This is a genomic window from Rhodopseudomonas sp. G2_2311, assembly GCF_047501505.1.
Lineage (GTDB): Bacteria > Pseudomonadota > Alphaproteobacteria > Rhizobiales > Xanthobacteraceae > Rhodopseudomonas > Rhodopseudomonas palustris_H.
Genome location: NZ_JAZDRK010000005.1, coordinates 73,040 through 87,241, shown reverse-complemented (window position 1 = coordinate 87,241; position 14,202 = coordinate 73,040). Strand labels below are relative to the sequence as shown.

The 14,202-nt window shown below is 66.3% G+C and carries 12 protein-coding genes; 7 read left to right on the top strand and 5 right to left on the bottom strand.

The features are described 5' to 3' along the window. Nucleotides 1-122 precede the first annotated feature (122 nt). Entirely contained in the window at nucleotides 123-2,186 is a 2,064-nt protein-coding gene (locus VRZ08_RS10440; RefSeq protein ID WP_414532498.1) for a hypothetical protein, read from the top strand. Between the two features lie 30 nt (nucleotides 2,187-2,216). Here VRZ08_RS10440 and VRZ08_RS10435 read toward each other — a convergent pair whose 3' ends face one another. From VRZ08_RS10435 to VRZ08_RS10425, 3 genes are all read right to left on the bottom strand, one after another. Beyond that, on the bottom strand, nucleotides 2,217-3,071 hold the full coding sequence (locus VRZ08_RS10435) for a TIGR01459 family HAD-type hydrolase (RefSeq protein ID WP_107343332.1): 855 nt from the start codon (nucleotides 3,069-3,071) through the stop codon (nucleotides 2,217-2,219). A 12-nt stretch (nucleotides 3,072-3,083) separates the two neighbouring features. Next, nucleotides 3,084-4,640: an EAL domain-containing protein gene (locus VRZ08_RS10430; protein WP_414532497.1), complete on the bottom strand. Its 1,557-nt coding sequence runs from the start codon at nucleotides 4,638-4,640 to the stop codon at nucleotides 3,084-3,086. A 96-nt stretch (nucleotides 4,641-4,736) separates the two neighbouring features. Beyond that, nucleotides 4,737-6,083 carry an aspartate aminotransferase family protein gene (locus VRZ08_RS10425; protein ID WP_414532496.1) on the bottom strand — a complete coding sequence of 449 codons (1,347 nt, stop codon included), beginning with the start codon at nucleotides 6,081-6,083 and terminating at the stop codon, nucleotides 4,737-4,739. A 214-nt stretch (nucleotides 6,084-6,297) separates the two neighbouring features. Between VRZ08_RS10425 and hisS the strand changes: the two genes are divergently transcribed. From hisS to VRZ08_RS10410, 3 genes are all read left to right on the top strand, one after another. Continuing rightward, nucleotides 6,298-7,827: a histidine--tRNA ligase gene (hisS, locus tag VRZ08_RS10420; protein ID WP_414532495.1), complete on the top strand. Its 1,530-nt coding sequence runs from the start codon at nucleotides 6,298-6,300 to the stop codon at nucleotides 7,825-7,827. A gap of 139 nt (nucleotides 7,828-7,966) precedes the next feature. Beyond that, nucleotides 7,967-8,170 (top strand): tautomerase family protein, encoded by a 204-nt coding sequence (locus VRZ08_RS10415; RefSeq protein WP_011156741.1) that lies wholly within the window; start codon nucleotides 7,967-7,969, stop codon nucleotides 8,168-8,170. A 9-nt stretch (nucleotides 8,171-8,179) separates the two neighbouring features. After that, nucleotides 8,180-8,575 carry a thioesterase family protein gene (locus VRZ08_RS10410; protein ID WP_107343327.1) on the top strand — a complete coding sequence of 132 codons (396 nt, stop codon included), beginning with the start codon at nucleotides 8,180-8,182 and terminating at the stop codon, nucleotides 8,573-8,575. Nucleotides 8,576-8,659: 84 nt separating this feature from the next. Here VRZ08_RS10410 and VRZ08_RS10405 read toward each other — a convergent pair whose 3' ends face one another. Further along, nucleotides 8,660-9,055 carry a response regulator gene (locus VRZ08_RS10405; protein ID WP_011156739.1) on the bottom strand — a complete coding sequence of 132 codons (396 nt, stop codon included), beginning with the start codon at nucleotides 9,053-9,055 and terminating at the stop codon, nucleotides 8,660-8,662. A 292-nt stretch (nucleotides 9,056-9,347) separates the two neighbouring features. On the opposite strand from VRZ08_RS10405, the gene VRZ08_RS10400 reads away from it, so the two are divergent. Further along, the gene (locus VRZ08_RS10400) at nucleotides 9,348-10,205 is read left to right on the top strand and encodes a 23S rRNA (adenine(2030)-N(6))-methyltransferase RlmJ (protein WP_107343326.1); all 858 of its coding nucleotides are present in this window, start codon (nucleotides 9,348-9,350) and stop codon (nucleotides 10,203-10,205) included. Nucleotides 10,206-10,478: 273 nt separating this feature from the next. After that, nucleotides 10,479-10,694 (top strand): cold-shock protein, encoded by a 216-nt coding sequence (locus VRZ08_RS10395; protein WP_012494873.1) that lies wholly within the window; start codon nucleotides 10,479-10,481, stop codon nucleotides 10,692-10,694. A 425-nt stretch (nucleotides 10,695-11,119) separates the two neighbouring features. On the opposite strand, the gene VRZ08_RS10390 is transcribed toward VRZ08_RS10395, so the two are convergent. Further along, nucleotides 11,120-11,743 (bottom strand): outer membrane protein, encoded by a 624-nt coding sequence (locus tag VRZ08_RS10390; RefSeq protein ID WP_012494872.1) that lies wholly within the window; start codon nucleotides 11,741-11,743, stop codon nucleotides 11,120-11,122. A 310-nt stretch (nucleotides 11,744-12,053) separates the two neighbouring features. Here VRZ08_RS10390 and uvrC point away from each other — a divergent pair, with 310 nt between their 5' ends. Further along, complete coding sequence (gene uvrC, locus VRZ08_RS10385; RefSeq protein WP_414532494.1) at nucleotides 12,054-14,156, top strand: excinuclease ABC subunit UvrC; 2,103 nt, start codon at nucleotides 12,054-12,056, stop codon at nucleotides 14,154-14,156. The last annotated feature ends 46 nt before the right edge of the window (nucleotides 14,157-14,202 follow it).

Here is a 14,202-nt window from a genome sequence, read left to right as displayed (position 1 = left end):
ATGGGGAGAGGTCGGCGCGCAGCGCCGGGTGAGGGGTTTCGCCCTCTCAATAGGTCGTACCTCCTCACCCCAACCCTCTCCCCATGGGAGAGGGAGCAGGCAGCATCCGGAGCTAGCACCTGATGCACTACGGCATCGCCTTTGCGCCTCTTGTTCCGACCGCCGTGCTGTGGGTCGCGATCGCTGCTGTTGTGGTGATCGCACTCGTACTGCTGATCGGGCGCTCGCGGGGCGCGTGGGTGCGGATCGCGGCGCTGGCGCTGATCGTGCTAGCGCTGGCCAATCCGTCGTTCACCCGCGAGGAGCGCGAGCCGCTGTCCTCGGTCGCCGCCGTGGTGGTCGACAAGAGCCCGAGTCAGAATTTCGGCAAGCGTACCGAAGAGGCCGAGCAGGCCAAGGAGGCGCTGGTCGATCGGCTGAAGCAGATCAAGGGCCTGGAGGTTCGCGTCGTTGAAGCAGGCCAGGCGGACGGCGAGACCGACGGCACCAAGCTGTTCGGCGCGGTGACTTCGGCGCTGTCCGACGTGCCGACCGACCGCGTCGCCGGCGCGTTCCTGATCACCGACGGCCGCGTCCACGATATCCCGGCGAACGCGCAGGCACTTGGCTTCCAGGCGCCGGTGCAGGCGCTGATCACCGGCCGCAAGGACGAGCGCGACCGCCGCATCGCCATCCTGGCGACGCCGCGGTTCGGCATCGTCGGCCAGACCCAGACCATCACCTACCGGCTCGACGACCAGGGCATCACCGGCGACCGTGCCCGCGTCGTGGTGCGGCGCGACGGCGAAGTGCTGAACCAGCGCACCGTGCTCAGCGGCCAGACCGTCAACGTCGATGTCGAGATCAAGCATGCCGGCCAGAACATCGTCGAGATCGAAGCCTCGCCGGTCGAGAACGAGCTGACGCTGGTCAACAATCGCGCCGTGGTGTCGATCGACGGCGTCCGCGACAAGCTGCGGGTGCTGCTGGTGTCCGGCGAGCCGCATTCCGGCGAGCGTACCTGGCGCAATCTGCTAAAGTCCGACGCCAGCGTCGATCTCGTGCACTTCACCATCCTGCGGCCGCCGGAGAAGCAGGACGGCACGCCGATCAACGAATTGTCGCTGATCGCCTTCCCGACCCGCGAGCTGTTCCAGCAGAAGATCAACGAGTTTCAACTGATCATCTTCGACCGCTACGCCCGCCAGGGCGTGCTGCCGATGGCGTATTTCGACAACATCTCGCGCTACGTGAAAAATGGCGGCGCGGTGCTGGTGTCGGCCGGGCCGGACTACGCGTCGACCACCTCGATCTGGCGTACGCCGCTCGACACGTTGCTGCCGGCCGAGCCGGTCGGCGTCACCGAGAAGCCGTATCACGCGCGGCTGTCCGACGCCGGCAAGCGCCATCCGGTGACGCGCGGCCTCGAAGGCTCGACCTCCGAGCCGCCGCATTGGAGCCGGTTCTTCCGCACGGTCGACACCCGCAACGCAACAGCGGCGCCGCTGATGACCGGCGCCGACAATATGCCGCTGCTGCTGCTGTCGCATTTCGGCGAGGGCCGCGTCGCGCTGCTGCTCTCCGACCACATCTGGCTGTGGGCGCGCGGCTACGAGGGCGGCGGACCGCATCTCGATCTGCTGCGGCGGATGTCGCACTGGCTGATGAAGCAGCCGGACCTCGATGAAGAAGCGCTGCGGCTGAAGGCCGAGGGCAAGAACCTCGAAGTGCTGCGGCAGACCATGGGTGACAGCGTGCCGCCCGTCACCGTCACCTCGCCGTCCGGCAAGACCCGCGAACTCACGCTCGCGGCGGGCGATCCCGGCACCTGGCGGGCGACGCTGCCGGCCGACGAGCTCGGGCTGTGGTCGGCGACCGACGGCACGCTGAAAGCGCTGATCAATGTTGGCCCGGTGAACCCGAAGGAATTTGCGGAAGTCACCTCGACCACCGAGACGCTGCGGCCGCTGGCGCAGGCGACCGGCGGCGACGCCCGCCGGATCGCCGAGAACGGCAGCGTCGAGCTGCCGCGGATCGTTCCGGTGACCTCGGCCACGATCTTCCGCGGCGACGGCTGGCTCGGCGTGCGGATGCGCGATGCCAGCGTCGTCACCGGCGTCGGCGTGCTGCCGGTATTCACCGGCCTGATCGGCTTGCTGTTGCTGCTCGGCGCGTTCGCGGCGACCTGGTTGCGCGAAGGCCGCTGATCACTCCGAAGAAGCGAAGCCGAGCTGCGCTTACCAGCGCAGCTCGCGGGTCAGTGCCAGCGGCGGGTGGCCGAACAGTTCGGTCACCGCAGCGGTGTCGAGCCGATCGATGCCCTCGAATGCGTCGGCATGGATGCCGCGGGTGACGAACAGCAGGTCGATGCCGTAACCCTGCGCGCCGGCCAGATCAGTCCGCACCGAGTCGCCGATCGCCAGCACCCGCTGAGCGGGCGTGTCGGTCCCGCGGATCTGTCGGGCGAGCGCCATCGCACGATCATAGATCGGCCGATGCGGCTTGCCGTAGAAGATCACCTCGCCGCCGAGCTCGCGATACAACTCGGCGATCGCACCGGCGCAGTAGATCAGCCGGTCGCCGCGCTCGACCACGATGTCCGGATTGGCGCAGACCAGCGTCAGCTTGCGCTCCAGCGCCTGCCCCATCATCTCGCGATAGTCTTCCGCCGACTCGGTCTCGTCGTCGAACGGGCCGGTGCAGATGATGTAGTCGGCCTTGTCGAGCGGCGTCAGCACCGCATCGAGGCCGCGATAGATCGAGTTGTCGCGATCCGGCCCGAGCCAGTAGATCGACTGGCCGGGATGCTCGGCCACGTAGATCCGGGTGAGATCGCCCGACGACACGATCGCGTCGTAGCAATCGTCCGGCACGTCGAGCTTGCGCAGCTGGCGCTGCACCGAATCCGCCGGCCGCGGCGCGTTGGTGATCAGCACCACGGTGCGGCCCTGGTCACGCGCGGTCTTCAGCGCCGCGCAGGCGTCCGGAAACGACTCCAGGCCGTTGTGCACCACGCCCCAGATGTCGCTGAGCACGACGTCGACCGAGCCGACGAGCTCGTGCAGATGCTCGACGAAACGCAGCTTTGTCATCGGCTGAAACGATCAGAAAGGGCCGGCGGCGCGGCGGACCAGTGCGGCATTGCCGGTGACGCGTGCCGGCTCGATGCGAGCGAGCGGGCTCTGCGGTAGCTTGCCTGGATCAAGATTGATGTCCTGCTGGGCCGGGGCGTTGGAAGCCGGCGCGGCCGCGTTGGTGGCGGTCTCTGGCCGCAGCGGACGGGGCGCTGCGAACAAGAACCCCTGCCCAAACCGGACATCGTAGTCAAGCAGGTCGACCACGGCGCGTTCCCCCTCGATCCGCTCGGCGACTAGATCGATGCCGAACCGGCCGAGCAGATCGGACAGATCCACCGGGTGGATGTCGGCGGACGCCGTATCATGCGCGGCGAGCAGCAGCGCCGCCGGCACCTTGATGAAGCGGACGCCGCGATCGGCCAGCTCGCGCGGCTCGAACCGCAGATCGGTGACGTGGTCGATCGAGAACCGGTAGCCGCGCTGCGCCAATGCCGCGAGGTGTTCGGTTTCGATCGGGCCGAGGCCGCGCAGCGTGCTCTGCTTGAATTCGAGGATCAGCGACGGCGCCAGCGCGCGGTTGGCTTCGAGGAAGTCGAGGCACTGGGCGAAGGCGGCGGTGTCGGCCAGCGTCGCGCCGGCGATGTTGACGAACAGACCGACGTCCTTGTTGCGCACCAACAGGCGCCGGACCACCTGCACGGCGCGCAGCAGGATGGCGTTGTCGATCCGTCCCATCAGCCCGGCGGTCTCGGCGATCGGCAAATAGGTTTCGGCAGGGATCGCCTGATCGGCGGTATCGCGCAGCCGCGTTACCACCTCGTAGGCCCGCACCTTGCGCTGCGGCAGCGAGACCATCGGCTGCAGATAGAGATCGAAGCGGCCGCCCTCGACCGCGCTCGCCACCGCTTCCGCCATATTGGGACCGGCAGGAGCTGAAACGACGGCGGGCGGCGGGACCACAGCCGGGACTGAGGCGGCGTCCGGCACCAGAGTCGTGGGAGCGGCAGCGGCCGGCGGCGGCGCGGTGGGAGCTGCGAGGTTCGGCGTTTCGGGCTGAAGCGCCGAAACGGGCGGCGCAGCCGCAGCCGCCGGTACGGCCGCGGACGGGATCACGGGCGGAGCCAGAGCAGCCGGCGCCGGCGCTGCGATGGACTCTGGGCGGACCTCGCTGCGGGCGGCGGAGGTCAGAAGGTCTTCGTGGGCGGCGACCGAGGCAGCCAACTGCTGCACCAGGGTACCAAGCTCGGTGATTTCGTCGGAGACGTGCTGAACGCGATCCTGCTGGGAGGACTGGGCGGAAACCAGCTTGGCCTCGACCACCGCCAGCCGACGGCCGAATTCGCCGACCTGCCGGGCGAGATCGGCGGTGCCGCGCGACAGGTCTGCGATCTGATCGCCGGCCTCGGCGCGGTCGCGCATCCGCATCGAAACCGCCTGGTACAGCACGAACAATGTCAGGGCGGTCAGGCCGACCAGCGACGCCTGGGCGAAGTTAAACCCGGCGACCGCATACACCACCATGCCGAGCGAGGTGGCGATCAGCACCATGCAGACGGCGATGAAAATGGTCGAGATGCGGATCATTTAAGCCGGTGGTTGCCTGCCGATCCGCCATCTTTGTCGATTCGGCGGACGAGTCCACTGGATTCGTCCGCCGTCCCAAGGGGATATCGGGCAGAATCAGGCGACCGCGCGGATCACCTTGCCGACCTTGTCGACGATCTCGCCGATGTGGTCCTCGCTGAGGATCAGCGGCGGGGTCAGCGCCAGGGTATCGCCGGCGATCCGCAGCATCAGCTCGTGGTCATGGAAGCCCGCATTCATCGCTTCGAAGCCGCGCTTGCCGACCGCATCGGTGATCGGGGCGAGGTCGATACCGGCGGTCAGGCCGACGGTGCGGATGTCGACCACGTTCGGGGCCGACTTCAGCGACATCACCGCCTCGGCGAACTTCGGCTCCAGCGCCTTGGCGCGCTCGAACAGCTTCTCGTCGCGGTAGATGTCGAGGGTGGCGATGCCGGCCGCGCAGGCCAGCGGGTGTGCCGAATAGGTATAGCCGTGGGCCAGTTCGACCGCGTGTTCGGGGCCGGTCATGAACGCATCGTGGATCTCGGCCGAGGTGATCACGCCGCCCATCGGCACCGCACCATTGGTGACGCCCTTGGCGAAGGTGATCATGTCCGGGGTGACGCCGTAGCGTTCGGACGCGAAGGCGTAGCCGAGACGGCCGTAGCCGGTGATGACCTCGTCGAAGATCAGCAGGATGCCGTGCTTCTTGGTGATCTCGCGCAGCTTCTTGAGGTAGCCCTTCGGGGCCGGCAGCACGCCGGTGGAGCCGGCCATCGGCTCGACGATCACCGCCGCGATGGTGTTGGCACCGTGCAGGTTGACGAGGCCTTCGAGGGCATCGGCGAAGTGCGCGCCGTATTCCGGCTCGCCCTTGGTGAAAGCCTGCTTGTCGCGATCATAGGTCGCAGGCAGATGGTCAACGCCGTTGAGCAGCGGGCCGAACATCTTGCGGTTGTTGCCGATGCCGCCGACCGCGGTGCCGCCGAAGCCGACGCCATGATAGCCGCGCTCGCGGCCGATCAGGCGGGTGCGCGAGCCCTGGCCCTTGATCTGCTGATAGGCGACCGCGATCTTCAGCGCGGTGTCGCCGGCTTCCGAGCCCGAATTGCAGAAGAACACGTGATCGAGACCTTCCGGCGCCAGATCGGCGATCCGGCTGGCAAGCTCGAACGCCTTCGGCTGGCCGAACTGGAACGGCGGTGAGAAGTCGAGTTCGTCGGCCTGCGCCTTGATCGCCTCGGCGATTTCCTTGCGGCCGTGGCCCGCATTGGTGCACCACATGCCCGAGGCGGCGTCGATGATCTTGCGGCCATCGGCGGTGATGTAGTGCATGCCCTCGGCACCCACGACCATTTTCGGCGCGCGCTTGAAGGCCCGGTTCGCGGTGAACGGCATCCAGAACGCGTTGAGATCGTTCGGCGCGTTGACGGCGGACGTGGGCTTGATCTTGTCTAACATGGCGCTCCTCATGCACTGCGCGGCCGGGGGTGAAAGGCGCGGCACGGTATCAGCTTCACGCCCCTACGGGAACGCCGCGAGCCAGCAAATTTCCGTGGGGCATCCATCTGTTAATGGACCCCGGCGGCGAGGGATTTGCGCTGGATCACACAACCCAACCTTGCTGCAAAGGGCACCGGCTGGTACCAACCCGGCCCTGAGTTGAAAGGCGATCATGGCTGAGAAACCGAAAAAACCCTCGAAACTGCGCGCCCGGCTGCCGCGCGGCCTCGCCGATCGCGGGCCTGCCGAAATCGCGGCGACGCGCGCGATGGTGGAGAAGATCCGCGAGGTGTACGAACGCTACGGCTTCGAGCCGGTGGAGACTCCGGCGTTCGAATACACCGACGCGCTCGGCAAGTTCCTGCCCGATCAGGACCGCCCCAACGAGGGCGTGTTCTCGCTGCAGGACGACGACGAGCAGTGGATCAGCCTGCGCTACGACCTCACCGCGCCGCTGGCGCGCTACGTCGCCGAGAACTTTGATAGCTTGCCGAAGCCGTATCGCAGCTACCGGTTCGGCTGGGTGTTCCGCAACGAGAAGCCCGGCCCCGGCCGCTTCCGGCAGTTCATGCAATTCGACGCCGACACCGTCGGCGCACCGACCGCCGCGGCCGACGCCGAAATGTGCATGATGGCCGCCGACACCATGGAAGCGCTCGGCATCCCGCGCGGCAGCTACGTGGTGAAGGTGAATAATCGGAAGGTGCTGGACGGCATCCGCGAAGCGCAAGGCATCGACAGCGACGCGCAGTGGCTCACCGTGATGCGCGCGATCGATAAGGCCGACAAGTTTCCGATTCGGGACATCATCCTGCTACTTGGCGCCGGTCGCTGGGACGGCGGCGAGGAAGGCAAAGGCGACTTCACCAAAGGCGCCGGCCTGAACGACACGCAGATCCAGGCGATCATCAGCTTCATCGGCGACAAGGATGCCGGCGTCAGCACCCAGGGTGCCGACAACCAGGCGACGGTCGCCAACATGCGGGCGCGGGTCGAAGGTTCGAAGACCGGCGGCGATGGCGTCGCCGAACTCGCCACCATCGCCGAGCTGGCGGAAGCCGGCGGCTACGGCGATTGCATCCGCATCGATCCTTCCGTCGTCCGCGGCCTCGAGTACTACACGGGCCCGGTGTACGAGGTCGAACTCCTGCTCGAGACCAAAGACGAGAAGGGCCGCCCAATTCGGTTCGGCTCGGTCGGCGGCGGCGGGCGCTATGACGGTCTGGTGTCGCGCTTCCGCGGCGAGCCGGTGCCGGCGACCGGATTTTCGATCGGCGTGTCGCGGCTGCAGGCGGCGCTGACGCTGATCGGCCAGCTCGATAACAAACCGCAGCCCGGCCCTGTCGTGGTCACCGTGTTTGGCGGCGAGATCGCCGGCTACCAGACGATGGTCGCCACGCTTCGCAAAGCCGGCATCCGCGCCGAATTGTACTTGGGCAATCCCAAGCACTCGCTCGGCCAGCAGATGAAATACGCCGACAAGCGCAACTCGCCCTGCGCCATCATCCAGGGCTCGGACGAGAAGCAGCAGGGCATCGTACAGATCAAGGACCTGATCCTGGGCGCCGAACTGGCGTCGCTGGAAAAGGACCGCGACGAGTACTTGAAGAAGCAGGCCGAGGCGCAGTTCTCCTGCAAGGAGGATGAACTGGTCGCCAAGGTGCAGGAGCTGCTGCAGCGCCGCGGGGTGAGCTGGGGCTGAAACCGTCGTTCCGGGGCGCTTGCGCTGCAAGCGAACCCGGAACCCCGAGGTTTGGGCCGCTGCGAGATTCCGGGTTCGCGCTTCGCGCGCCCCGGAATGACGAGAAGAAAAAACATTGTAGCAAGGGGAGAAACCACCGATGCCTGAGATCACCGTCAACATGGCCGCTGGCCGCACCGACGAGCAGAAGGCCGGGATGATGCGCGACATCACCCAGGCGCTGGTGACGCATCTTGGCGTCGCCGCCGAAGACGTGGTGATTCAGATCAACGAAGCCCCGCTCACCAACAAGATGAAGGGCGGCAAGACCTTCGTCGAGCGCAAGGCGGCGCAGGGCAAGTAGGTCAGCATCATGGACGCACGCGACTTCATCACCGTCGGCATGAGCGCCGAGCGGCTCACCACGGTGACGCAGGACATCACCGTGCAGCATTTCGTGCCGTCGATGCCGGCGGTGTTCGCGACCCCGATGATGATCCTGGTGATGGAAATGACCTCGGGCGACGCGATCGCGCCGAAGCTTCCCCAAGGCTGGGTGACGGTCGGCAGCGAAGTCGACATTCGCCACTTGGCGCCGGCCTTCGTCGGCCAGACGGTGCGGACCACGGCGGTGGTGAGCGCGGTGGAGCGCCGGGTGATCCGGTTCGACGTCGCCTCGTTCCTCGGCGACCGCAAGGTCGGTGACGGCCGCCACGCCCGCGGTCTGGTCGACGTGGCGCTGTTCACCAAGCGCTTCGCCGAAGGCTGAGCCTCACCCTGCTGCAAAAAACAAACGCGCCCCTCGATGAGGAGCGCGTCGTAGGGCTCTGCGGAAGACGAAGGGTCAGTCGGCTTACGCCGCGACGTGATCCGGGAACACCGCCTCGATCTTGGTCTTCAGCGTCGCCGCGTTGAACGGCTTGACGATGTAGTTGTTGACGCCCGCCTTCTTGGCCGCGATCACGTTCTCGGTCTTCGACTCCGCGGTGATCATGATGAACGGGGTCTGCGACAGGTTCGGATCGGCGCGCACTTCCTTCAGCAGGTCGTAGCCGGTCATCGGCTCCATGTTCCAGTCGGAAATCACCAGGCCGTACTTCTTGGTGCGCATCTTGGCGAGCGCTGCCGAGCCGTCGCTGGCGTCATCGATATTCTCAAAACCAAGCTGCTTGAGAAGATTACGAATGATCCGGATCATGGTGCTGTAATCGTCCACCACCAAAACCGACATCGACAAATCAACCGCCATCTTCAACTCCCCAAGGCGCCGCAGGGTGGCTCGACCACCGCCCGACCGGCCGGCTAACGCAGGTTCTCTTGAAAGCCCTGGCGTACAACCGCCGGTCTTTCGCAAAGCAAGAACTAGCATCGGGGGTTAAACAGCGCGTTAATCGGGCTTCTGCGGCCAAATCGCCCAGCGCGGCCAAACTACTTGAAAAGTCGCAGGATTTGGAACCGGGCCGGCCTCGTAGTCGTACGGGGCTGGCGTCCGGATCGCCAAACCATGGCGGCGCAGGCCGCGCCCTGCTAGGGGACGGGCCATGAATTATCGCCACGCTTTCCACGCCGGAAATTTCGCCGACGTCATCAAACACCTCGTGCTGGTCCGCATCCTGACGTACCTGCACGACAAACCGGCCGCCTTCCGGGTGATCGATACCCACGCCGGCGCCGGCCTGTACGACCTGACCAGCGAAGAGGCACGCCGCGGCGGCGAATGGGCGACCGGGATCGCCCGGGTGCTGCAGGCGCGGTTTTCCGACGAGGCCTACGCGCTGATCGCGCCCTATCTCGATATCGTCCGGGCGTTCAACCCGCAGCGCGAGCTCACCGCCTATCCGGGCTCGCCGCTGATCGCCCGCGCCCTGCTCCGCCCCCAGGACAGCCTGGTGGCCTGCGAGCTCGAACCGGTGGCGCGCAAGCACCTGATCGCGGCGCTGCGCCACGACCCGCAGGGCCGGGTGGTCGATCTCGACGGCTGGACCGGACTCACCGCTTACGTGCCGCCAAAGGAGCGGCGCGGGCTGGTGCTGATCGACCCGCCCTTCGAGCGCAAGGACGAGTTTGAGCAGATGGCCGCCAAGTTCGCCGCTGCCCACGCCAAGTGGCCGACCGGCGTATATCTGCTGTGGTACCCGGTTAAAAATCGCCGCGCCACCGAGGCGCTGGCGGCTGCCGTGGCCGAGACCGCCGCCGCGGGCGGCGAAGGCAAGTGCCTGCGGCTGGAGTTCAGCGTCGCGCCGCAGCAGTCCGACGGGCCGCTGACGTCGACCGGTCTGCTGATCGTCAACCCGCCCTGGACGCTGGCGGATGAGCTGAGAACGGTTCTCCCCGAGCTGGAGCGTCCGCTCGGCCTTGGTGGGGTCGGTCGTTACCGTCTTGAATTCCCGAAGTCTTGATTACTCATTCGCTGCCCCCAGCAGCTTGCGAAAAGTCGCAACTCGACCGTAGGCAATCCGCTAAATTCCGTATTATGCTAGTTTCATTGGACTGGCTTTACGTTCCGCTTCCGCGAATGGGGGCGGCGGAGTGACAAGGCCTCAAAGCGTATTTTGATTGGACCCGCAGTCAGTAGCAGGTCCCGCTCTCGGCCAAGCTATCCGGCAGCGAAATGCCAGGTCGCACCGATGCGCCGGCGCGCGTCGGAAAGCATGCTGGGAGGAGTTTCCGGAATGGCAATGACGGGAACGGTGAAGTTCTTCAACGGCGAGCGCGGCTACGGCTTCATCAAGCCCGATGACGGTGGCCGCGATGTGTTCGTGCACATTACCGCAGTCGAACGGGCCGGCTTGAAAGACTTGACCGAGGGACAGCGTATTTCATTCGAAGTGGAGCCTGACAAGAAGGGCAAAGGCCCCAAGGCGGTCAACTTGGTGATCTCGCCGTAATCGGCTCGCAAAGCTGCAGCGTCGCGGCGGCGCTGCACGGGTTGGGACGGGGCGCAACGACGTTGGCGCGTGCCGTTAGGTAGCGCGCAGTGAGTTTGGGCATGGGCGACGCGGGCATTAACGCGGGCGCTCCTTCCCGAAGCGATGGTGTTTCGCTTGCTGCCGACTTGCAGCATTTTGCAAAGCGCGGCCTTCGCAACAGCTCCTTTCGCAAACCACATCACGCGACGCTTAGGCGGCAGAGCCTGCCGGCGGCGCACTGCGGCTGCTGATAAGTCGGCGCTGCGCGCCACGAACGCGGCCACTGATAAAGAAAATCCCGGCCGGAAAACCGGCCGGGAGTGGATGATCCAAGTTTCTTGGTCTCGAAAGCTGCTTCGCGAACTTTGTTCGCAAAGGTTTTGGTCGCGACGATGAGCCGCGGCTTAGAAGTGATAGTTGATGCCGGCGCGGACCAACCCGGCGTTGTAGCCGTTCGGCATGCCGGTGATGAAGAAGTTGCTGGTCGACAGGCTCATGTACAGGTACTCGACCTTGGCGCTCAGCTTCGGCGCGAAGGCGAATTCGGCGCCGGCGCCGACCGTCCAGCCCGCAGAGCTGTGGCTTTCCGAGGCGAACACGTTCTGGCCCTTGAGCTGGCCGAACGCCAGACCGCCGGTGGCGTAGATCAGCACGTCGTTCATCGCGTAGCCGATGCGGCCGCGGCCGGTGCCGAACCACGGGTTCGAGAACTTGTACTGCGCGAAAGTGTCGTCAGCGGTCGAGAACTGGATATCGCCCTCGAGACCGAACACGATATTGCCGGACTGCCAGTTGTAGCCGCCCTGCACGCCGCCGGAGAAACCCGACGGCTTGGTGATGTTGTTGGTGACGTTGCCCCAGGAGTAGCCGAGGTTGCCGCCGAGATAGGGACCAGCCCAACTGAAGGCGTTGAGCGGCTGGTTGACCGTATAGGGCGCATTCGACCGGTAGTAGCCCATGTCGGCCGCCTGAGCCGTCGACACACTTGCGGCGATCACGGCCGCCGCTGCCAGTGTAACTTTACGCATCTTACTCTCCTCGACGACCCGCCCGCGCCAGCGGCGGCGCAGTCTGCGTCCGGTCATCGGCCTCCCGCGGCCGATGGGAAAATGTCCCGAATGGTTACGGCTTTCCTCTCTTTTCCCGTCGAATTTATCGAGAGTTTTAAGTTAAACGGTTCTTAACCCGCGGACCGATCCGGCGCGCATTGTTAACAAAATCTTACTTCCCGGCCTTCGCGGCAACACCATGGCAAGACAGCAGAATTTCCGGCGGACCGGGTTCCGCCGAGGCCCTGCGCTGGCAACCGCGGAAGCGAGCGCATAGGTTGGGGCCGCCATGATTCATGATCCCGCCGAGCCGCCTGCGGCCGCGGCCGAACCACCGCTCGACACCGCCTCTCCCGTGGCCCCGGCGCCCGCCGCCGACGCGCGCCCGGATGCCGGCCCCCAGGACATCGACACCGCCACTGCGGAGCTGACGGTCGAGGAGGACGACGAGGCACGCCTGCCGGAGGCCGAAGACGAGGCCGAGGCCGACGCAGCCGCGCAGCCCGGCGCCGGGCCGATGGCGGTGGGCCGCTCGGCGATCGCGCGCGCGGTGCGGCTCGCCCCGACCTCACCGGGCGTCTACCGAATGCTGAACGCCGAGCGCGACGTGCTCTATGTCGGCAAGGCCAAGAACGTGAAGAAGCGGCTGGCGTCCTACGCCCGGCCCACCGGCCAGGTGCTGCGGATCGCCCGGATGATCGCGCTGACCGTCGAGGTCGAGGTGATCTCCACCACGACCGAGACCGAGGCGCTGCTGCTCGAAGCCAATCTGATCAAGCAGCTGCGGCCGCGCTTCAACGTCCAGCTCCGCGACGACAAGTCGTTTCCCTACATCCTGATCACTGGCGACCATTGGGCGCCGCAGATCCTCAAGCATCGCGGCGCGCAGAGCCGTCCGGGGCGGTATTTTGGTCCGTTCGCCTCCGCCGGGGCGGTCAACCGCACCATCACGGCGCTGCAGCGGGCGTTCCTAGTGCGATCCTGCACCGATTCGTTCTTCGAAAGCCGGACCCGGCCCTGCCTGCTGTATCAAATCCGGCGTTGCGCCGGCCCGTGCACCGGAGAGGTCGACTTCCCCGGCTACAGCGAGCTGGTGCGCGAGGCGACCGACTTCCTGTCCGGCCGCAGCCGGGCGGTGAAGCAGCTGCTGGCGGCCGAAATGGAAAAGGCCTCGGAGGAGCTGGAGTTCGAGACCGCGGCGCTGTACCGCGACCGTCTCGCCGCGCTGTCGGCGATCCAGTCCCAGCAGGGCATCAATCCGCGCACCGTCGAGGAAGCCGACGTGTTCGCCATCCATCAGGACGGCGGCTACTCCTGCGTCGAGGTGTTCTTCTTCCGCACCGGCCAGAACTGGGGCAACCGCGCCTACTTCCCGCGCGCCGAGAAGTCGTTCACGCCTGCCGAAGTGCTCGGTGCGTTCGTGGCGCAGTTCTACGACGACAAGCCGCCGCCGAAGCTGATCCTGCTGTCGCACGAGATCGAAGAGGCCGAGCTGCTGGCCGACGCGCTGTGCGTCAAGGCCGGCCACAAGGTCGAGCTCACCGTGCCCAAGCGCGGCGAGAAGAAGGAACTGGTCGCCCACGCCCAGACCAACGCGCGCGAAGCGCTCGGCCGCAAGCTCGCCGACACCGCGACCCAGGCCCGGCTACTCGAAAACCTCGCCACCACGCTGGGCCTGCCGAAGGTGCCGCAGCGGATCGAGGTGTACGACAACAGCCATATTCAGGGCACCAACGCGGTCGGCGCGATGATCGTCGCCGGCCCGGACGGCTTCATCAAGAACCAGTATCGCAAGTTCAACATCCGCTCCGAAGGCCTGACGCCCGGCGACGACTACGCGATGATGCGCGAAGTGCTGCAGCGGCGGTTCAAGCGGCTGGTGACCTCACAGACCGAAGGCGACGCCGCCAAGCCGAAGGACGACGACGTCCCGCAGTGGCCGGACCTTGTGATCATCGACGGCGGCCGCGGCCAGCTCAACGCCGCGCGCGAAGCACTCTCCGGCATCGGCCTGACCGATCAGGTCACCCTGCTCGGCGTCGCAAAGGGACCGGACCGGGACGCCGGACGCGAGACCCTGTTCCTGCCGGACCGCGACGCCATCAAGCTCGAGCCGCGCGACCCGGTGCTGTATTTCATCCAGCGGCTGCGCGACGAGGCGCATCGCTTCGTGATCGGGTCGCATCGCACGCTGCGCAAAAAGGACATCCGCGAAGCCGGCCTGCAGGAAATCCCCGGCATCGGCCCGACCCGCAAGCGCGCGCTGCTGCTGCATTTCGGCACGCTGAAGGAAATCGAACGGGCCTCGATCGCCGATCTCGGCAAGGTTCCGGGCATCAGCGCCGAAAGCGCCAAGCGAATCTTCGAGTTTTTCCATGCCCGTCCGGACTGACACACCGGCAGCCCCCGACCAAAGTCGGCGGCGCCGAAGGCGGCCG